Consider the following 19,975-nt stretch of genomic DNA (forward strand, 5'->3'; position numbering starts at 1 on the left):
TTGATATAATAGAAGCATTGAGAGTAGTTTATAAAACATGCTTCATACCTCGCTTTGTGGCAGGTAGCATCTCCAGGCAGATGTGACATGGAATGAAAGCCGGTGTGGAAATAAAATGTAATTCCACTGATAATTGGTGCCAGTTTATTGTGAATGGCGGTTAGGGTGTATAAGAAAGGGAGGATTTATGTTAACAGATATTGAAATTGCACAACAGGCAGAGTTAAAGCATATAAGAGAAGTGGCTGGCTTATTGGATATAACAGATGACGAATTGGATTACTATGGTAGATACAAAGCAAAATTTTCCGACGAACTTTGGAATAAGATCAAAAGTAACAAGGATGGTAAACTAGTACTTGTTACTGCCATTAATCCCACACCGGCGGGTGAAGGAAAGACTACAACTTCCGTAGGTTTAGGACAAGCCCTGGTTAAAAGAAATCAGAAGGCTGTTATTGCCTTAAGAGAGCCTTCTCTTGGACCCTGCTTTGGGGTTAAAGGTGGAGCTGCTGGCGGTGGTTATGCGCAGGTAGTACCTATGGAAGACTTAAACCTGCATTTTACAGGAGATTTTCATGCTATAACCTCTGCTAATAATCTGCTGGCAGCTATGATGGATAATCATATTCATCAGGGAAATGTATTAAATCTAGATCCAAACCAGATAGTATGGAAGAGATGCCTTGATATCAATGATCGTGTACTTCGTAACATTGTAGTTGGACTTGGAAAGAAGACCGATGGTGTCGTAAGAGAGGATCACTTTGTTATTACTGTCGCATCAGAAATCATGGCGATTTTATGTCTGGCTGATGATATGGATGATTTAAAAGCAAGGCTTTCCAGAATTATTGTGGGTTATACTTATGATGGACAGCCTGTTACGGCGGGAGAATTAAAAGCAGTTGGAGCAATGGCAGCCCTATTAAAAGATGCCATAAAACCTAATTTGATTCAAACCCTTGAGAATACCCCTGCAATTGTTCATGGAGGACCCTTTGCCAACATCGCACATGGCTGTAACAGCGTAAGGGCTACAAAAACTGCTTTAAAACTTGCAGATATAGTTGTAACGGAGGCAGGTTTTGGTGCAGATCTTGGAGCAGAGAAATTCTTTGATATCAAATGTGTCAGCGCAGGGCTTAAGCCGGATGCGGCGGTTTTGGTAGCAACCATTCGTGCTTTAAAATATAACGGCGGTGTTGATAAGAAAAACCTCAGTACTCCTGATTTAAGTGCCCTTAAAAACGGTATTGTAAATCTTGAAAAACATATGGAAAATCTCACGAAATTTGGTGTTCCTGTTGTAGTAACCCTAAACCGTTTCTCTTCTGATTCGGAGGAAGAACTTCAGTATGTTGAGGATTTCTGTTTGGAAAGAGGCTGCGATTTCGCACTTTCAGAAGTATGGGAAAAGGGCGGCGAAGGTGGACTTGCTCTTGCAGATAAGGTGATAGAAATTCTGAATGACAAGAAAAGTGAGTTTAAACCTCTTTATACTCTTAATCAGTCATTAAAGAGTAAAATTGAAGCAATTGCCAAGGGCATCTATGGTGCTGGTACAGTTACTTATGATCCTCAGGCAGAGAAGATGCTTAAGAAAATAGAAGAAATGGGGTATGGAGAGGTGCCTGTCTGTATGGCTAAGAATCAGTACTCCTTATCCGATGATACTACAAAACTTGGAAGACCGGAAGGCTTTAATATCAATATCCGTGAAGTATATTTATCAGCGGGTGCAGGTTTTGTAGTTGCTATAACCGGCACGGTTATGACCATGCCTGGATTGCCTTTTGTACCTGCTGCAGAAGGCATCGATGTAAATGAGGATGGGGTTATTACTGGTTTGTTTTAGTTACAGAATATGGGTATACCATAATTTTTGAAATTTTAGCTTATCGCAAAGGGTGAATTATGAGTTAAAGGCTGGAATATATTCTTTACTTCACCAGGTAGCTGGATTCATGTCTTGCTGACTGAGTTCATATACCTGGTGATTAAGTATAAGCCAAAGCCTTGGCGTAACTACTATTAAGCCTGCGTTTTTGACACAGCACTCACTAAGAATTATCCAAAGCCTTATTGAGAATGTAATATGATATACGGTAGAATTTAAAAGAAACAGCAGGAATGTTTAAGCATATTTTTTTGCAGCATAGTAGGATATAATGATGCTAAAAATCAGATCGATACCCATCAGAATCATGGAAAAGATGAGACATGAAACGTCTGAAAAAAATAATAGATTTCCTGCAGTCATTACAATACCTGTGATAATAAATGAAATACCCCCAAGTCTCTGAGACTCTTTCCAGGTCTTTTCATTCTTCATACTCCAAACGGTTCTTAATCCTACGATACTGTTCATTTTACATTTTGGCAAATAATTGCCGATAACCACAAAGATCAACCCGAAAGCTGTAAACAATAACTTAAAAAGATCAACCGGCAGTTCCTTTAAATTTTTAATAGAGTGGAAGGCACTGTAAAGCATAAATATGTTTATAATATGAAAAATCGCAAGAGAACACATACCAGTGATTATAGTTACTTTTTCGTTGTTGTTATTAGCTTCTTTTTCTTTTTTGCTGGAAGACTTTCCAAGTATCAGCATAAAATAACCAAAAAAGATAATAATAAATGGAATTATCAAAATTTCATATTTACTGCCCATACGGTCGACTTCATTGGCACCATTATAATGCATCGGTATGATGTCAGGAAGAAAGAACAGGCAGATTATTGTATAGAAAAGGGGTAAAAACATTAACAGATAATATAGTTTTTTCAGTTTATTCATTTTAACCTCTATTCTTGCACACGCTCTTTGCGAATACCAAGTTTGTGGTGCGCAAGCACAAACTTGCGGTTGAAAAATTTGTTTTTCAACCTACTCCTCCTTTAAGTCGGTAAACCACAGAATGATTTCTTCTAATATGGTGGCATCCAGTTCATAGTAAATAAAATTTTTATATTTCGTCTCATAAATTAAGTCGGCTGCCTTTAATTTTTTCAAATGATAAGAGAGTGCAGCAGGTGTCAGATTCAGCTTATCAGCTAAATCACCAGCTGATAATTTTTCATTCTTAAGCAGCTTTAGTATATCTCTTCTGACGGGTTCTGATAAAGCACTGAAAATTTCGTGCAGACCCAAGATATCACCTCAATCCTTTGCTTGTCTTCTATGTATCTATTTAAAATTAATTTTAAATAGATTATATTCCTCTTTTCCTTTTTTGTCACGTGGTTTGTTACAAAAAAAGCCCAGGTCTTAGCGGATTTCAGATATTTACACATATTAGCAGAAAGATGACGGCTCTTCTAAACCGAGTAAAATCATGCCACTCCGAAAGGCATCATGAGGATAGTTAAAGTTAAGTACAAAAATTTGAATTTAATACTATTTCCGTAATCACTGCGTATATTTAATTATAAAGCGATAAATGAGTGAATAAATGAGACAGGAGGTTCAAAATGGAAATTGTAAAAGTTAATTTTGAGTATTCCGATGATGTAACGGTAATTAACAGGGAACAGTTTGACGTACATATGAGGCTGTATGAAGGTTATATCAAGAAAATCAATGAGATAGACGCTCTGTTACAGGCGGATACCGGTATTGATGAAGCAAATTCTACTTACAGTGAATTCAGGGGAATTAAGAGGGGGGAAGTTTTTGCATTAAATGGTGTAATCCTGCATGAACTTTATTTTGAGAATATCGGTTCTTTAAATAATACACCCAATGAACAGGTGCGCCGTATGCTATCCAGAGATTATGGCAGCTTTGATAACTGGATGGCACAATTTGTTGCTACAGCGAAATCCAGCAGAGGCTGGGCTATTCTTTGTTATGATCCAAGATCTGATTCATTTCGTAATGACAGCTTGGATGCACATGATTACGGAAATATGTCAATGTCAATTCCTTTGCTGGTATTAGATATGTATGAGCATGCCTATTTTCTGCAGTATGCTGACGATAAGGTAGAATATATCAATCGATTTATGGAGAATATCGACTGGCAGGTCGTAGGTGAGCGAATGGAACTGCTGCAATAAATGGTAGAAATGATGAGGAAATACTGATATACTATATAAAAATTGAGGTATAAAACACGAAAAGAGAAGGTGGAGGAAAGAAGATGGGATTTGCAAGAGAATTTTTCGGACCTGGCAGAAAGGAAGTCTGGAGTGAGTTAAGCCGTTTGATCGGTGCGGATTATGTAGAAGAAGGTTTTTTTGGAAAGAACAAAGTGATGGCTCGTGTTAAGGAATGGACCATCACTTTGGATACTTATACTGTTTCTACCGGAAAAGCTACTATTACCTATACCCGAATGAGAGCACCTTATGTGAACAAAGATGGTATATGGTTCAAGATTTATAAATCAGGTTTTTTCAGTGAATTGGGTAAACGGTTGGGAATGCAGGATATAGAAACCGGATTTCCTGAATTTGATACAGGATACATTATCAAAGGAAATCATGAAGCTAAAGTAAGAGAACTATTTTCTAAGACCAGCATTCAGAAACTCATTGAATTACAGCCAAGATTCTGTTTGGAAGTAAAGGATGATGAAGGCTGGTTTGGTGAAGATTTTCCGGAAGGGGTTGATGAATTATATTTCAGTGTTGCTGGTATAATTAAGGATATTGAACTTCTGAAAGCTTTATTTGACTTGTTTACTGATGTTCTGGAATATATGTGTGAGATTGGATCTGCATACGAGAGCAATCCTAATTTTGAGCTTGAATGAGATCGGATTAGTACCACATTAAACGGATTCGAATTCATTATCTGAAAATACATAAGTTGATTCCGATTGAAGAAAGCGTGCTGCATTTAAAGCTATCATCTGTGAAGGCACAGCGGTATTACCATCCGGCAGAATAGGTGAAACCGAAAGATCTGCTACTTTTAAATTGGCAGTCCCAAAGACATTAAGGTAACCATCTGTTACACCTTCTTTGCTGTCCAATGCCATTCTGCACTGTCCGCCGTAATGATATGCAGCAGAATAACTGGCTTTTATATAGTAAGACAGGATACGGCGCTTTTCTTCCAAATCGGGTATGGTAAAAATATTTTCAGGGGGATAAACAAAACGATATATACCCTCCGGATCTGCTTCTCTGGCAAGGTCAAAGCTTTGACTTACCTTTATAAACTGATCCACCATGAATTCCAGATCTTCTGCAGCTGTCAAGGGATTTAAGCTGACCGTGGGATAAGCTGTGGGATCACTGGTATTTATTGCAATAAACCCTCTGCTGGAGGCATTTAAGTCGATTAATAGCAGACTCATAATATTAGAAGATTTCTCGTTGTCAAACTGCCAGTTATTAATCAGAACCTCTTGTACAGGCAAAAAAGAGGAGGCTGCAATACCGATAAGCTGTAAACGGCGTGAGCCTTCTGCATCTTCTGCGAATGCCCCTAAAGATATCGGCATATCCGGATCCGCATCCATAATGGATAAAAGCCGTTCTGTTTTGACTTCAATTCCCATACTCGCATCAAAATGTGACATAAAGTTACGTCCTACGTTCAGGTTATCAACAATCGTTGTAACTCCTGCAGCTTCCAACACTTCTCTGGATCCAATACCGGAACGCTGCAGTATAACGGAAGAAAAGATACCAGCACTTAGTATAACACCCTTTCTTGCATAAGCTCTTTGGGTTATACCATTTCTTATATATTCTACACCACAAGCAGTTGGTATCTTGAACCTATTCTGAAACAGTATCCGATTAACAGTAGTTCTGGTAAAAATCACAAGACGTCTTGCGTGCATTCCATATTCATCTGGTAACACAAGATCTCCCTGCGTTACTATGGTATCATTTAGATAGCCGGTAGCCGTTGATGAACGAAGATATTCATGGTTCATCCTGCTTTGGGTAAATTGTGTCTTTGAAAAAGCACAGCCTCCGATTCCGGTATTATAATCTTCAACTACCGGTACCTCATATACGGTAGAAATCGCTTGTGCCAATATCTGATTGATGCCTTTCTCAGGAATATTCTGCTGCCTGATCTTTATAGGACCGTCATATCCTCTGAGTGCAGGTGTCTGACTTAATCCGGTATAAGTTTCATTCTCCCTAAAAAGCTGATACACCTCTTGGTACCCCCAAGGAGCGCCTGTTAATGCTTCCCATCTGTCAAAAAGCCCCTGACTGCCCCGAACAGCAAACATGGAGTTAGTTTCTGAACTGCCGCCAATAACTCTGCCTCCGGAAATAAGCAGAGAACGGTCTAATTGTTCTTCCAAATTGGTAAAGAGCTGAAAGGAATACCGGTTATTAACTGAATGGAGGGAGGCATCGGTGATAGAAGCACTGCTTAACTCATCGCTGCGGTTCTGTCCTGCTTCAAGAACCAGTACGGAATCGGTATAACTATCAGTTAATTTCTTTGCAAGGACGCCTCCAGCTGTTCCGCCTCCTATAATTATATAATCAAAAATCAGCTTTTTTGCCATCTTAGCCTCTATTCTTGCGCACGCTCTTTGCTTATACCAAGTTTGTGGTGCGCAAGCACAAACTTGCAGTTGAAAAATTTATTTTTCAAACTAATCCTTCTCCGAAAACTGCAGGCTACTATATTTAGTCGTAAAAGAAGATAAAGTAGGAATTGGATAACAGATAATAAAATTATTAATATTTTATGCACTTATCAGATTTTGGTTATAAAGGAGGTGAGCGGTATTTCAAAGTGCTGCAAATCAAATTTAAAATAATGCAGATAAAAAATAAAACCATAAATTTATAAAATCACACGAAAAGTTCAGATATAATTGACAAAACATTAATATAGCAGCATAATGATAATATCAAAAAGATAATATCAATATAAAATGTATTTTGTATATACAAAAAGATTTTTATTACAATAACTATATCTTTGGGAAGAAAAAAATTTGAGGATAATACAAGGTTTCAAGAAATCACAAGTTTGCAAAGATTTAAATGTATTCAAAAGAATTAAATTTTATCAAAGAAATAAAAGGCTTCAAAGAAATAGAAAGCTTCAAAGAAATAAAAGGCTTCAAAGAAATAGAAAGCTTCAAAGAAATAAAAGGCTTCAAAGAAATAAAAGGCTTCAGAGAAATAAAAGGCTTCAGAGAAAAAAAGGCTTCAAAGAAATGAAAAAGAGTCAAAGAAATGAAAAAGAGTCAAAGAAAATAATTGGATCCAGAGAAATAAATGCCCTAAAGAATAAATCGATATATAGAAAATACAAGGAGGGTAGTCGCTATGAATAGTAAAGAATTAAGCCACGAATCGCCCAGAGATAAAAGAGGATTAACGGAAGAAGAATTTCTATCAGCATATAATCCGGCAAAATATGAAAGACCTTCTGTTACAGTAGATATGCTTATTTTCACAGTAAGGGAGCGGGAAAAAGACAATTACAGGAAGCTTCCGGAGAAGGCCCTTAGCTTGTTACTTATACAACGGGGGGAACACCCATATCTTGGTAAATGGGCATTACCAGGAGGTTTCGTTGGTATGGAGGAGAACCTTGAAGATGCTGCATTACGAGAACTGGAGGAAGAAACGGGACTAAAAGATATTTATCTTGAACAGCTCTATACCTGGGGAGATGTTGGCAGAGATGCAAGGACCAGAGTAATAAGTACTTCGTATATGGCCTTAACAGATAGTAAATCATTGGTACCCAAAGCTTCGGATGACGCTGCAAAAGCAGCCTGGTTTACTGCAGAGCTTAAACTTAAGGAAGAAAAGAAAGAGAAATATGAAAACGGATATATACGAAAGCAAACTTACAAACTTATACTAACAGGTGAGCAGGAAATACTGTCCGCTGATTATGAGATAACGAAAACAATAGGAAAAGGTACGATCCATACCGAAAGAAAGCTTACGGAATCCGATGGTCTTGCATTTGACCATGGCAAAATAATTGCTTATGCCATAGATAGGCTGCGCAGTAAGGTCTTATATACGGACATTGCTTTTCATTTAATGCCGGATTATTTTACTCTTACGGAATTGCAGCAGGTTTATGAAGTCCTATTGGATAAAGAATTATTAAAAGCTAATTTTCGAAGAAAGATAGCGGATATGGTACTGGAAACTGACGAATACCGGACAGATGCAGGTCATAGGCCCTCAAAGCTTTATCAGTTTAAAAGATATTGATTATTCACGAGTGCAGAACATAGCACAGAAAGGCAGGATATTATGAAATTTGCAGCGAAGGAAAAGATACTCGCAGACAGTCAAAGAACGCTGGAGGAAATTTATGATATGCTTCATTCTGCTAAGAGTATATCTTTACAGGAATTACAGTCAGAAAAAACAGCACTGATTATGGTAGATCTTATTAATGGCTTTACCAGGGAGGGAGCCCTGCAAAGTGCCAGAGTGGAAAGTATTTTAAAAGAAGTGGTGAAGCTTCAGCAGGCAAGTATAGATAAAGGATTTGAAATTTTGGCTTTTGCTGATAGTCATAATGCGGTTTCACCGGAATTTGAATCCTATCCACCTCATTGCCTGATGGGAACCAGTGAAGCAGAAGTTGTAACCGAATTGCAGCAGACAGGCGGATATCAATTGATTCGTAAGAACTCTACCAATGGTTTTCTGGAAGAGGAATTCCAGAAATGGTTGTCAGAAAAACAGATAATTGATACCTTTGTTATAGTCGGGGACTGTACTGATATCTGTATTCAGCAATTCGCTGTAACCTTAAAGTGCTGGTTTAACAAAGAAAATCAGAAAGTACGAGTGCTGGTTCCAATAGACCTTGTAGAAACCTATGACCTTGGAAGTCATAATGGAGATCTGGTTCAATTGATGGCACTATACAATATGACGATTAATGGGGTAGAAGTAATACGAAATATAAGTCTGGATAATCAGGAATAGCAAAGGATAAAAGAAAGGCTGTTTATCGACTACAGCCTATGTATATAAAAATAGTGTTACTCACGAAAGGGTATATTATGAAAGACGAAGGAAAAAAACTGCAATCCCTGGAATTAATTGAGCGGTTAAGAAGCGGTGAAAAGCAAGTATTGCGGGAAGCCAGATGGCTGATGTATCTGGCAGTAACTGCACAGGAGAATATTAATTTGGAAAGACTGCATTCCATGGAAGAAAAAAGCAGCAGTTATATTTGTGATTATGTGGAACGTACGCTTCATATATTGAATAACCTTAAGGCACCGAAGCATATCTCTGCACTGGTAGAAGAGGTGCTTATCTGGTCTGAAGTTTCAAAAGGGGGGACGGATTACTTTCGAAGACGCTGGTTGAAACAGGGGATAAACCTCTTTGTTCACAACAAAGGTTCGGCAGAAATATATCTAAAAGACAGTAAAGCAGAAGAAAGGGAAAAACACATAATATATACTCTTATCAGCACCCATGGGTTGATTGGACAGTATATCAGGGGAGAAGTTTCTCTTAGCGAAAACAGACCTTTGACAGAGTTAATTGAAAGTAAGTTTGTAACAAAAGAGGAATTGGTGCTTATTTTAACAACCCTAAATCATTGTATCATTGCAGCCGTTGATACTGGCTTATGGGAGCAGATTGAAGCAGAGGCAGTTGCTGCGATACACCGTATTGCGGCAGGTGATCTTAAGACTGATTATAATATAAAAGAACGGCTTAAACGTCTTAGAAAGACATCTGTGCAAAATGGTGAGGATTTTACAGCGGCCTATGACAACCTGACGAAGGAAAAAACGGTATTAAAGGCTCTTGAGAATCTGTTAAAAAACAGGGACTTATGGTTCGTAGAAAGTGCATTGTACGACTTTACGCTGGAGGAATTCATAAAAATCTTTCTCCTAACCAGTAAAGAGTTAAAGGATTCCGTTAAACATATCAGCTTTGAACCCCTTATGAAAGATATCTATTATCAGCATGAAGGAAAGAAGCGAATAAATATATACAAAAAACGTATACTGGAGCATTACCTTTCCGGTATGACTTTTGAGGAAATTCTTCTTGAAAAATACCGGGACAGCCCTCATGTTTCTCACAGCGTAAACCTTTATCAGCAACTGGACGATACGCTTTTCTTTACCTTTTTATATTCTCCGGCAGGAGAAAAACTGATTGAATTCTGTGTGGAGGCCGAGAAAGCAGATGTCCTTTATGAGAGTGCCATAATACTTCTTTTTGATCTCTTTGGATTGAGAAAAGATAAATATGACAGATTTTATGAGGAAGAAACCTATTTAAACACCATGAACCAGAGTATTGATTATAAAAAAATCATCTTAGAATATCTGACAGGTGATAAAATCATTGATATTGGTCCCGGTGGTGGCGCCTTAATGGACCTGATTGAGGACAATGCACCTGATAAGCAGGTGATAGGCATTGAGATTGCCCAAAATGTATTGGACAATCTCAAACGTAAGAAGCAATTGGAAGATAAGAAATGGGAGGTTATGTATGGAGATGCCTTGAATCTAAGCCAGTATATGGATAAGAACAGTGTGGATACCATAATCTTTTGTTCCATTCTCCATGAACTCTTCTCATACATTGAATACGAGGGAAAGAAGTTTAACTACGATACTCTTGCCGCGGCTTTTATAAGTGCTTTTGATATATTAAGACCCGGCGGCAGAATCATAATACGTGACGGAATAATGACAGAAGACAAAGAGGAGCAGCGGATTATACGCTTTTTATCAAAGGACGGAATGGAATTCTTAAAGCGTTATGCAGAGGATTTTAAAGGGAGGGAAATCAATTATAAAGTCATCGGACATAATGAAGTTATCCTTCCCATAAATGATGCAATGGAATTTCTTTATACTTATACGTGGGGAGAAAAATCCTATATCCATGAAGTGAATGAGCAGTTTGGATATTTTACACCTCTGGGTTTTGAAAATTTTATTACAGAGGTTCTTGGTAACAAAGCGAAGATAATTATTCTGAAACACTTTTTGCAAGAGGGGTATACCATAGCTCTTTCTCAGAAAATAGAATTTTATGATATAAACAGAAATGCAGTTAGGCTTCCGGACAGTACCTGTCTTGTGGTTATTGAAAAAATATCATAGGATGCATGACAAAAATACAGCATACAGTTGTTTTGTGTCTAAAAGGTTGGACTATAAATATGTATAAACGAACTTAGGTACTATCACAAAGCGTGCGTAATGGAAGCATTATGCAAAAAGCTTTTATAGTAATTACAGGAGGATAAATGAAGCAAGCAACAGTCAGGCTTGAACAGGCAAAAGAGATTTTGAAAAAATATTTTGGATACAATAGTTTCAGAAATGGACAAGAAAGGCTGGTAGGCAGCCTTCTTGAAGGAAAAGATGTACTTGGGGTAATGCCTACAGGGGCTGGTAAATCAATATGCTATCAGGTTCCTGGAATCCTGTTTCAAGGGGTGTCCCTGGTAATTTCACCTTTAATCTCTCTTATGAAAGATCAGGTAGCAGCATTGAATGAAGCAGGTATTCATGCAGCTTATATTAACAGTTCCCTGTCAGCCAGACAGGTAAGCCTTGCCCTTCAATATGCCAGAGAAGGTAAATATCAGATGATCTATGTGGCGCCGGAGAGACTTGAAACACAGGAATTTCTTAATTTTGCATTCAATACAGATATTTCCATGGTAGCCGTTGATGAAGCGCACTGTATCTCACAGTGGGGACAGGATTTCAGACCGAGTTATCTTAAGATTATTCAATTCATTGAAATATTGCCCAAACGACCAATTCTTTGTGCTTTTACGGCAACTGCCACAAAAGAGGTTATGGAGGATATCAGCTGTATCTTAAAACTTCAAACGCCGGAAGTGGTTGTAACGGGTTTTGACAGAGAGAATCTCTTCTATGAAGTGAGAGCCCCGAAAGATAAAACAGCAGTTATAATGGAATATCTGGAAAATCACAGAAATCAGTGTGGAATAATTTACTGCAATACCAGAAATAATGTTGAGGAATTGTGGGAACTGATTAACAGAGAAGGTATTCTGACCGCTAAATACCATGCCGGTTTGCCGGATGGGGAAAGAAATCAGAACCAGGAGGACTTTATCTATGACCGGAAGCCCTTAATGATTGCAACCAATGCTTTTGGGATGGGAATAGATAAGTCCAATGTTCGATTTGTCATTCATTACAATATGCCAAAGAATATGGAGAGTTATTATCAGGAGGCAGGAAGAGCTGGGCGTGATGGTGAACCTTCTGAATGCCTGCTATTATACAGCGGTAAGGATGTAGAAATCAATAAGTTCCTGATCGAGAAGGGGAACTCCAATGAAGACATAGATCCCTTTGCGAAAGATCTTATCAAAGAGCGTGATATGGACCGGCTTAAGAAAATGACTTATTATTGCTTTACGAAAGACTGCTTACGAGAGTATATTCTGAATTATTTTGGTCAATACGGAGACAATGCCTGTGGTAATTGCTCAAACTGTCTTACCGAATATGAAGAAACTGATGTAACGGAACTTAGCAGGGATATTGCAGGCTGTATAAAAGAGAGCGGACAAAGATACGGAGTTAATGTTATTATTGCGACTTTACTTGGGAGCCGTGCAGCCAAATTATCAGCGAACAACATGGTCAATTCCAGTTATTATGGTAAACAGTCCCATCATCAGGAAAGCTTCCTAAAGCAAGTGTTCAATAAATTGATATTAGATGAATACCTGTTTGCAACAAGTGATAAGTACTCAGTGGTAAAATTAAACCGTAAAGCTTTGAGTCTTATAGAAGGAGAAACATCGGTTAATATAAAGACCTCAAAAACCAATACCGGGGATAGAGAAACCTCTGATAAGAGCTACAGTAAAATCAGAGGCCTGAAACGTTCGGAGGTATTAAACTCCAAAGGTCTGGATTTATTTGATCATTTAAGACAGGTACGAACAGCCATAGCAAGGGAAGAAGGTATGCCGCCTTACATTATCTTCTCAGATAAGACTCTGACAGATATGTGTGTTAAATTGCCTTTCAGCAAAGAAGAAATGCTTCATGTAACAGGAGTTGGTGAGAACAAATATGAACGATTCGGGGAAAAATTTATACAGGTGATTCTTGAACATACTCACGGCAGAAAAGAAGCCTATGCTTACGAACAACTGCCAGAACCAACAACTGTAACAGAAGGTACTGTACGTACCAGAAAAACAAAGGAGGAGTTCTATCTGACGGATGAGATGAAAAGCCTCTTTATACCGGAAGAAAATCTTTCAATCAGCCAATTTACAGATAAGTTAAATGAAATGCGGGATGAAACTGTAATGAAGAGACTTACTTCCGTCAGTATGACGACTTTATTAAAAGAAGAGGGGTATTTGGAAGAACGCTTTAATAAGCTTCTCGGAAGAAATGAAACCATTCCCACGGAAAAAGGCCGGAAAGCAGGGATTGTAACAGAAAGTCGACTAAGCCAGAAGGGAAACGAATATGAGGCTGTTGTATACAATGCCCATGGTCAGCAACTTCTTTTAGCATTATTAGATGAACGTAATGGCAGGAGGTTATGATTTGATGTTTATACAGAATAAAAATCTGCTAATCAGAGAGGCAGAAGTAAAGGATGCAGAAATCCTGTGTATGTGGTGGAATGACGGAAAAGTAATGGCACATGCAGGATTTCCTAATGGACTAGGTATCTCCTTAGAGAAATTACAGAAACAACTTACTGTTCCTGATAGCATAGTTAATCGCTTGATTATAGAAGCAGATAACAGGGCAATTGGTGAAATGAGTTATAGTAACACAGGAGATGGCGGCGCAGAAATAGGAATAAAAATATGTGATGAGTCTCAACAGGAAAAGGGGTATGGTCGTATATTTTTATCGATGCTGATCAAAGAACTGTTCCGTACAGGGTATAAAAAGATCTTACTGGATACGAACCTTAATAATACGAGAGCCCAGCATATATATGAAAAATTGGGCTTTTCAAAGGTTAGAGTTAATAAGGATGCTTGGAGAGATCAGCTTGGAAGTTTGCAAACCTCTGTTGATTATGAACTGACCCAGACCACATTTATAGATTTTACCTAAGCTGTGGCTGAAAACGGTATGTATTTATTACGGGAGGTTACTATGCCAAAAGAAAGAATTGAAATTCGTCCTTTTGTTTATGAGGATATATACGGATTTAATGAAATGTTCTCCGCTTACTTTAGAGAGGATTTTAAGATTGTAATTTCTGATACGAAAATAAATGTTATATGCAGTGAAATAGCAGAGAGTGTGACCTCAAAGATTACATGGATGGATATGCTTTTAGTTGACAGTAAGTTGACAGGTTTTATCTACTATCAAATCGATAATCCTGAAAGTGATTGGTGTGAACGAGAAGGATGGGGATTTATACGAGAAATCTATATTAAAAGCGATATGAGAGGAGAAAGCCTGGGTTCAAAATTAGTTACTCGTGTTGAAAAAGAACTTTATAATAAAGGAGCACGAAATATTTATCTGACCTCAGATGAAATGGGACAATTTTGGACTTTTTGTGGTTATAAGAAAACTGAGAAACTCAGTGAGATAAATCATGACCCAATATATGAAAAATAAATACATGTAACTATAACAATAACAAAAATATCATAATATCAATAGTTTTCAATAGAACCATTGCATTATATAAGAAAAACACTATGAGTATCCAATTATTCATAGTGTTTTCCTGTTTGAAGCCTTGCGACTATATGTTTAGGATCTCTTAAAAGCCTGTTCGCAATAAACGCAGCGATATACACCTTTTTCTTTGTCCGTAAGTTTGAAGATATGGGGGAGGTCCTGTTCTATAGAGGTGATGCATCTTGGATTCTTGCATTTGATAATATTGGTTACCTTATCCGGCAGGTTCAGATTTCGCTTTCTCTTAATCTCTCCATTTTCAATAATATTTACAGTAATATTTCTGTCCAGAACTCCCAATATATCCAGGTCCATATCCAGATTGCCATCTATTTTAATAATATCTTTCTTACCCATTTTATTACTTTTGGCATTTTTGATAATAGCAACGCTACAGTCCAGCTTCTCGAGATTAAGATAAGAATATATCTTCATCGCTCCACCAGCCTCAATATGGTCAATTACGATTCCTTCATTTAGACCGCCGATATTAAGCATTAAGCCACCTCCAATAATTTCATGATTAAAGCCATTCTGACATATACGCCGAATTCAGCCTGCTTGAAATAAACTGCACGTTTGTCGTTATCCACTTCCGTTGCGATTTCGTTGACTCTTGGCAGCGGATGGAGTACCAGCATATCTTCCTTTGCCAGGGTCATTTTCTTGCTATCCAGAATAAAAGAGTCCTTTAAGCGAATATAATCCTCTTCATTAAAAAAGCGTTCCTTCTGCACCCTTGTCATATATAAAAGATCAAGGCTTGGTAGGACAGCTTCCAGGTTCCTTACCTCTTCATAAGAATTCTCCGAAGTATCTAATACTTCTTCTCTTAAATAGGCAGGTATTTTCAGTTCTTCAGGGGAAATTAAAACAAAGTGGATATTCTCATATCGAACAAGAGCATTAATGAGAGAGTGAACTGTTCTTCCGAATTTTAAATCACCACAGAAACCAACAGTTAAATTATTAAGTCTGCCTTTTAATTTGGAAATCGTAAATAAATCTGTTAAAGTCTGGGTAGGATGATTGTGACCGCCGTCACCGGCATTAATTACTGGAATAGAAGAATAAGTAGAAGCAACGAGGGGAGCGCCTTCTTTGGGATGACGCATAGCACAGATATCAGCATAACTGGAGATAACACGGATGGTATCGGCAACGCTTTCACCTTTTGCTGCAGAGGAAGAATCTGCAGATGAAAAACCTAAAACATTGCCGCCTAAGTTAAGCATTGCGGCTTCAAAACTTAATCTTGTTCTCGTACTTGGTTCATAGAAGAGAGTTGCCAGTTTCTTGCCATGGCAGATATCGGAATAATTCTTTGGAGCATTGATAATGTTGTCGGCTAATTCCAGGATATCCTCTAATTCTGTTACAGATAAGTCGAGGGGACTAATAAGATGTTTCATGACTACCTCCATTGACTGTTATATTTTCATTCAACTGATTATTATACTATATAGCCTTATAGATTACAACTTTAAAATTTCTTTCTTATATTATCCAAAAATGCAATGGTGAAAGAATATTAGTGCGCTCCCTATTGCGAACGATGGTTCTTGAACTTGTTCATGAATATACCCTATATACAACCATCTTCTTGATTTTCAGTCAAAAAGCATCCCTCACCTTCAGTTCGGTCCATTGCGATTTATCTCTGTCCCCGTCTGAATAAACTCAATCAATTTAGAAGTTTCTCTTTTCTTAACGAATCTTGTATTCCTGGCCTGGTGCCAGCACAATAATGCGCTCTGGATTGACTACATGGTCGAAGATATTTTGCGGATTGCCATTAAATGCTTTCTCATTTGGTGCATCAATTGTTCCCCAATGAATCAGTAAAAGCTTCGTATCAGGATAAGTATTGGCTAGTTTGTATGCATTCTCCAAACCAATATGTACATAATTATCTGAGAAATCAAAGAGTATTACATCTGGTGGATCCATGCGCAGCTGGCATTCCATTAATCTGGAATCTCCAACATACCAGATTTTTGCATCTCTTGTACGCAAATAAAATCCACAACATTCTCTGTCTTCCCATACTCGGTAATTATAGCTTTCAAACAATCTCTGCCAGGCGTGATCAGCAGGTGTCAGTTCTATGTCTATCTCACCCACTTGAATATGGTCTGCTATATCATGGCCATTTCCATCAATATCACACTCTTCCTTCATTAATGAAGCGACATAGAGCGTTGTGTGATATGCATTGCATACAGATTTCAAGTTCTTACAGGTAGCTCTGGAATAATGATCACTATCTGAATGGGAAACCAGAATCGCATCCACCTCAGGTACTTCTTGTGGCAAAATCGGTATATCTATTAATAGCGGCATATCAAACCCTTCCAATACGGGATCAATCATGATAATTGTGCCCTGACAGTTTATCATGGCCCCTCCACCGCCTAACCAATATACACTTGTTCCACCTTTATTTTCAAAATCTTCGGCTGTCATCCTACAGGTAGCAGGTGCTACCATTTGGCCTTTTTCGTTCATTTTCATTTCGATTGACTTCCTTTCTTGTCTCTTTTTTCAAACAAGTATATCACTTGTTTTATGATTATGGTAAAAGACTCCCTAATGCTATCGTTTCATTATGTTTTTTTAGCAACAGCTTTTGGCTCGGTCAATTCCGTTTTGATGTTTTCTTTATTTTATCTAAAATACTTAAATAATACAATTGTATATTGACAATGAACATTATTGAATATAGTCAAAGAGCAGATGGCGCTCACAAAAGTCTCCATCTGCTTTAATAATTATCATAGAATTCTCTATTTACAGAAAAAATTTCACAGGCTCGTTATGTTTTACAACTTCTTAAATTTAAAATTTTTCCGTTCAATTTATGAAATACATCGAAAGGGAAGGGTAATTCTGTTAACTGAAAAGTTTGAGAAGCCAGTTTGGAGTAAAGGATATGTAATAATAGTAGTTGTCATTTATTTTTGTGTGTTTCTATTTGGACATTTCATTAAAAATGTACAAATTACCAAAAATAGTAATGAGTAAATTGTATGATTGTATGGTAGAAATACGAAATGTTTCATTAATTATATATAAAAAAATTGAAATATCCAATTGACAAATAGGAAAGGGTGCTATATTATAGTTATATGAAATCGGTTACACATAATGTTGCATTGTACAAAATGATGAAGGCGAATTTTATCAGAATGTGCAATCGATTGCATATTTATCAATAAGGAGGAAGGTTTATGATTAAAAAAGTAATGAAAAGATCAGTAGCGGTAATAGCCATCTTTTCAATGCTGGCAGCAGCAATGACTGGCTGCTCCAAAAAAGGTACGGAAGAAACAGTTAAGCCAACAGGAGAAGCTGTTACTGCCGAGCCGACAGAAACAACTACACCTGCAGGAGAAGCAAAAGTCCTGCGTTGGGGAACACACTGGCAAGCAGGTCTGGATCCCAATTATCAGGATCCTACTACAGGGGAATACACAATGGATGAAGCCTCCAGACAGGCATCCTTAGCCGCATTACAGGCAGCCAAAGAACAGCTTAATGTAGACGTGGAATTTGTACAATACGCAACAGATACAAGAAGCGAATTGATAACAAGTGTACTTGCTAATAATCCAGTTTGTGACATTGCAGTCCTTTGGGGTGGTTCAGAAAATACAATTTTATCACAGAACATTTTACAGCCTCTTGATGATTATGCGGATATGTTCTCTGATTCCGAGTATTCCTGGATGTTTTATGATAAGTTATATGGTCACAATTATTTCCTGACTTCCAAGCAGGCTTTTATTCCCAGATGGCCATTAGTATATAATGCAACCATGATAGAAAAAGTAGATTCCTTAAAAGACAGCGATGGAAAAACCATCTATCCTACCGATCTTTTCCAAGATGGTAAATGGACCTGGAGTGCCTTTAAAGATTATCTGTCAAAAATCCAGAGCTTTTATGCAAATACAAAAGCTCCAGACGGTACTGAATTTGATACTGTTAAAGCTTATGAGACAGATCACCGTTTTGCCGGACTTTCTGCAACCTTTGCAGCTGGCGGAGAGATATACGGTGCCAATGGTTTAGCTGCTGATTCCAAAGAATCCTTAAAAGCAGTTGCATATGTAAAAGAACTTATGGATGCAGGTGTATTAACAGAGTGCGGACTTTATGACGATGGTTTCACACCTAAATGGTTACAGGGTTCCAATGATTTTGGTGCAGGTGCAACTGTATTTACAGACAGTGCTGACTGGATCATTGCCGGTGCAGCTTCAGCTGCAGCAGACAGAGGTGAGTCCATTGGTATCGTTCCCTGGCCTAGACCCGATGATATGGCTGCTGATGACCCTAACTACAAACAAGTATTAACCGTTGGTGACAGTATGGGTATCTTAAAGGGTGTTGATGCTGAAACAACGAAACTGGCACTTGAATTCTTAAAGGTATATTACAGTACATATTATAAGACCCTTGGAGGTGTTGACAGTGTTTCTGCTTACAAAGACAGTGCAGCGACAGCCCAGGCTACTAATTTAGGTTTTGATATCTTTAATGAAACTTATGGCGATGACCTGTTAAAGACTTTCCAGTATATTGCGAATCAGACAGTGCCAAATGATTACTCCGACCTTCTTGGTTTCCGTGTGGTTTGGGATGACATTTTAGGCAAATCTTTTTACGGTGTTGATGGTTATGCATCCTATGATGTATCGATCGCAGCCAATAAGAACCTGTTTACAGAAAAAGCAGCCAATATGGAGGCAATTCTTTCCAGCGATGAAATCAGAGATAATATTGCTCCTTCAATCTCAGCGTCAGCAGCGCTAGTGTTCCCTGTTGGAACAGATCCTAAGAGTGTTGCCTTTTCTGACTATGTATCCATTGAAGACGCGGTAGATGGTGTGCTTGATGCTACAACTGCAACTTATGACTATTCTGCAACTGATTTTACTAAGGTTGGAAGTTATGGCGACGGACTTAAGGTTAAGATGGCTGACAAATCCGGCAATGAAGGAAGTATGAATACAACAGTTATCGTATTTAATCCTGATAACAAAACTGCTCCTGTCGTTACACCTGTTGAAGGTTACCGTCAGATTAAACTGGATGAAGATGCTTCCAAAATCTCCTGGAAAGGTGATTTTATAGCAAGTGCACTGGATGCAGACGGATTGGATGTTTCTGCCAATATCGCAGCAGATATCTCGAACCTTGATACTTCTACACCAGGAGATTATGATGTTGTAGTTACAGTAACAGACTTTGCAGGAAACAGCAGTGAAGTAACATTGACTGTCACAGTTGGAGAAGCAGAGTAATCACAGAAGTTTAACAAACTTTTAGTTACTGTT

The 19,975-nt window shown here is 37.9% G+C and carries 17 protein-coding genes; 11 read left to right on the plus strand and 6 right to left on the minus strand.

The window, feature by feature from the left end:
* Positions 1–187 precede the first annotated feature (187 nt).
* Positions 188–1,858 (plus strand): formate--tetrahydrofolate ligase, encoded by a 1,671-nt coding sequence (locus R2R35_RS24175; protein WP_317732401.1) that lies wholly within the window; start codon positions 188–190, stop codon positions 1,856–1,858.
* Positions 1,859–2,137: 279 nt separating this feature from the next.
* On the opposite strand, the gene R2R35_RS24180 is transcribed toward R2R35_RS24175, so the two are convergent.
* On the minus strand, positions 2,138–2,803 hold the full coding sequence (locus R2R35_RS24180) for an SdpI family protein (RefSeq protein ID WP_317732402.1): 666 nt from the start codon (positions 2,801–2,803) through the stop codon (positions 2,138–2,140).
* Positions 2,804–2,893: 90 nt separating this feature from the next.
* Positions 2,894–3,157, minus strand: coding sequence for an autorepressor SdpR family transcription factor (locus tag R2R35_RS24185; protein ID WP_317732403.1), 264 nt, complete (start codon positions 3,155–3,157; stop codon positions 2,894–2,896).
* A gap of 320 nt (positions 3,158–3,477) precedes the next feature.
* Between R2R35_RS24185 and R2R35_RS24190 the strand changes: the two genes are divergently transcribed.
* Together R2R35_RS24190 and R2R35_RS24195 are read left to right on the plus strand one after the other, a co-directional pair.
* Entirely contained in the window at positions 3,478–4,065 is a 588-nt protein-coding gene (locus R2R35_RS24190; RefSeq protein ID WP_317732404.1) for a superoxide dismutase, read from the plus strand.
* Positions 4,066–4,148: 83 nt separating this feature from the next.
* The gene (locus R2R35_RS24195; RefSeq protein WP_317732405.1) at positions 4,149–4,763 is read left to right on the plus strand and encodes a DUF3137 domain-containing protein; all 615 of its coding nucleotides are present in this window, start codon (positions 4,149–4,151) and stop codon (positions 4,761–4,763) included.
* Positions 4,764–4,781: 18 nt separating this feature from the next.
* On the opposite strand, the gene R2R35_RS24200 is transcribed toward R2R35_RS24195, so the two are convergent.
* Positions 4,782–6,494 (minus strand): GMC family oxidoreductase, encoded by a 1,713-nt coding sequence (locus R2R35_RS24200; RefSeq protein ID WP_317732406.1) that lies wholly within the window; start codon positions 6,492–6,494, stop codon positions 4,782–4,784.
* A gap of 487 nt (positions 6,495–6,981) precedes the next feature.
* On the opposite strand from R2R35_RS24200, the gene R2R35_RS24205 reads away from it, so the two are divergent.
* From R2R35_RS24205 to R2R35_RS24235, 7 genes are all read left to right on the plus strand, one after another.
* Positions 6,982–7,161 carry a hypothetical protein gene (locus R2R35_RS24205; RefSeq protein WP_317732407.1) on the plus strand — a complete coding sequence of 60 codons (180 nt, stop codon included), beginning with the start codon at positions 6,982–6,984 and terminating at the stop codon, positions 7,159–7,161.
* Between the two features lie 108 nt (positions 7,162–7,269).
* Complete coding sequence (locus R2R35_RS24210; protein WP_317732408.1) at positions 7,270–8,178, plus strand: NrtR DNA-binding winged helix domain-containing protein; 909 nt, start codon at positions 7,270–7,272, stop codon at positions 8,176–8,178.
* 42 nt (positions 8,179–8,220) lie between these two features.
* On the plus strand, positions 8,221–8,907 hold the full coding sequence (locus R2R35_RS24215; protein WP_317732409.1) for a cysteine hydrolase family protein: 687 nt from the start codon (positions 8,221–8,223) through the stop codon (positions 8,905–8,907).
* 77 nt (positions 8,908–8,984) lie between these two features.
* Positions 8,985–11,069, plus strand: a complete 2,085-nt coding sequence (locus R2R35_RS24220) for a class I SAM-dependent methyltransferase (protein WP_317732410.1) — start codon at positions 8,985–8,987, stop codon at positions 11,067–11,069.
* A 146-nt stretch (positions 11,070–11,215) separates the two neighbouring features.
* On the plus strand, positions 11,216–13,522 hold the full coding sequence (gene recQ, locus R2R35_RS24225; protein ID WP_317732411.1) for a DNA helicase RecQ: 2,307 nt from the start codon (positions 11,216–11,218) through the stop codon (positions 13,520–13,522).
* Positions 13,523–13,526: 4 nt separating this feature from the next.
* Entirely contained in the window at positions 13,527–14,048 is a 522-nt protein-coding gene (locus tag R2R35_RS24230; RefSeq protein WP_317734858.1) for a GNAT family N-acetyltransferase, read from the plus strand.
* 42 nt (positions 14,049–14,090) lie between these two features.
* Complete coding sequence (locus R2R35_RS24235; protein ID WP_317732412.1) at positions 14,091–14,567, plus strand: GNAT family N-acetyltransferase; 477 nt, start codon at positions 14,091–14,093, stop codon at positions 14,565–14,567.
* A gap of 138 nt (positions 14,568–14,705) precedes the next feature.
* Here R2R35_RS24235 and R2R35_RS24240 read toward each other — a convergent pair whose 3' ends face one another.
* The 3 genes from R2R35_RS24240 to R2R35_RS24250 form a co-directional block, all read right to left on the minus strand.
* Positions 14,706–15,131: an aspartate carbamoyltransferase regulatory subunit gene (locus tag R2R35_RS24240; RefSeq protein WP_317732413.1), complete on the minus strand. Its 426-nt coding sequence runs from the start codon at positions 15,129–15,131 to the stop codon at positions 14,706–14,708.
* Entirely contained in the window at positions 15,131–16,045 is a 915-nt protein-coding gene (pyrB, locus tag R2R35_RS24245; RefSeq protein ID WP_317732414.1) for an aspartate carbamoyltransferase, read from the minus strand. The genes R2R35_RS24240 and pyrB overlap by 1 nt, the downstream gene beginning before the upstream one ends.
* Before the next feature lie 295 nt (positions 16,046–16,340).
* Positions 16,341–17,147, minus strand: coding sequence for an MBL fold metallo-hydrolase (locus tag R2R35_RS24250; RefSeq protein ID WP_317732415.1), 807 nt, complete (start codon positions 17,145–17,147; stop codon positions 16,341–16,343).
* A 716-nt stretch (positions 17,148–17,863) separates the two neighbouring features.
* On the opposite strand from R2R35_RS24250, the gene R2R35_RS24255 reads away from it, so the two are divergent.
* The gene (locus tag R2R35_RS24255; protein WP_317732416.1) at positions 17,864–19,942 is read left to right on the plus strand and encodes an immunoglobulin-like domain-containing protein; all 2,079 of its coding nucleotides are present in this window, start codon (positions 17,864–17,866) and stop codon (positions 19,940–19,942) included.
* Positions 19,943–19,975 lie beyond the last annotated feature (33 nt).

It is taken from the genome of Anaerocolumna sp. AGMB13020 (assembly GCF_033100115.1).
Lineage (GTDB): Bacteria > Bacillota > Clostridia > Lachnospirales > Lachnospiraceae > Anaerocolumna.

Bases quoted from the DNA above. Each gene is read 5' to 3' on its own strand.
- R2R35_RS24175 (WP_317732401.1), top strand. From the start codon at position 188: ATGTTAACAGATATTGAAATTGCACAACAGGCAGAGTTAAAGCATATA.
- R2R35_RS24180 (WP_317732402.1), bottom strand. From the start codon at position 2,803: ATGAATAAACTGAAAAAACTATATTATCTGTTAATGTTTTTACCCCTT.
- R2R35_RS24190 (WP_317732404.1), top strand. From the start codon at position 3,478: ATGGAAATTGTAAAAGTTAATTTTGAGTATTCCGATGATGTAACGGTA.
- R2R35_RS24195 (WP_317732405.1), top strand. From the start codon at position 4,149: ATGGGATTTGCAAGAGAATTTTTCGGACCTGGCAGAAAGGAAGTCTGG.
- R2R35_RS24200 (WP_317732406.1), bottom strand. From the start codon at position 6,494: ATGGCAAAAAAGCTGATTTTTGATTATATAATTATAGGAGGCGGAACA.
- R2R35_RS24205 (WP_317732407.1), top strand. From the start codon at position 6,982: ATGTATTCAAAAGAATTAAATTTTATCAAAGAAATAAAAGGCTTCAAA.
- R2R35_RS24210 (WP_317732408.1), top strand. From the start codon at position 7,270: ATGAATAGTAAAGAATTAAGCCACGAATCGCCCAGAGATAAAAGAGGA.
- R2R35_RS24215 (WP_317732409.1), top strand. From the start codon at position 8,221: ATGAAATTTGCAGCGAAGGAAAAGATACTCGCAGACAGTCAAAGAACG.
- R2R35_RS24220 (WP_317732410.1), top strand. From the start codon at position 8,985: ATGAAAGACGAAGGAAAAAAACTGCAATCCCTGGAATTAATTGAGCGG.
- recQ (WP_317732411.1), top strand. From the start codon at position 11,216: ATGAAGCAAGCAACAGTCAGGCTTGAACAGGCAAAAGAGATTTTGAAA.
- R2R35_RS24230 (WP_317734858.1), top strand. From the start codon at position 13,527: ATGTTTATACAGAATAAAAATCTGCTAATCAGAGAGGCAGAAGTAAAG.
- R2R35_RS24235 (WP_317732412.1), top strand. From the start codon at position 14,091: ATGCCAAAAGAAAGAATTGAAATTCGTCCTTTTGTTTATGAGGATATA.
- R2R35_RS24240 (WP_317732413.1), bottom strand. From the start codon at position 15,131: ATGCTTAATATCGGCGGTCTAAATGAAGGAATCGTAATTGACCATATT.
- pyrB (WP_317732414.1), bottom strand. From the start codon at position 16,045: ATGAAACATCTTATTAGTCCCCTCGACTTATCTGTAACAGAATTAGAG.
- R2R35_RS24250 (WP_317732415.1), bottom strand. From the start codon at position 17,147: ATGAAAATGAACGAAAAAGGCCAAATGGTAGCACCTGCTACCTGTAGG.
- R2R35_RS24255 (WP_317732416.1), top strand. From the start codon at position 17,864: ATGATTAAAAAAGTAATGAAAAGATCAGTAGCGGTAATAGCCATCTTT.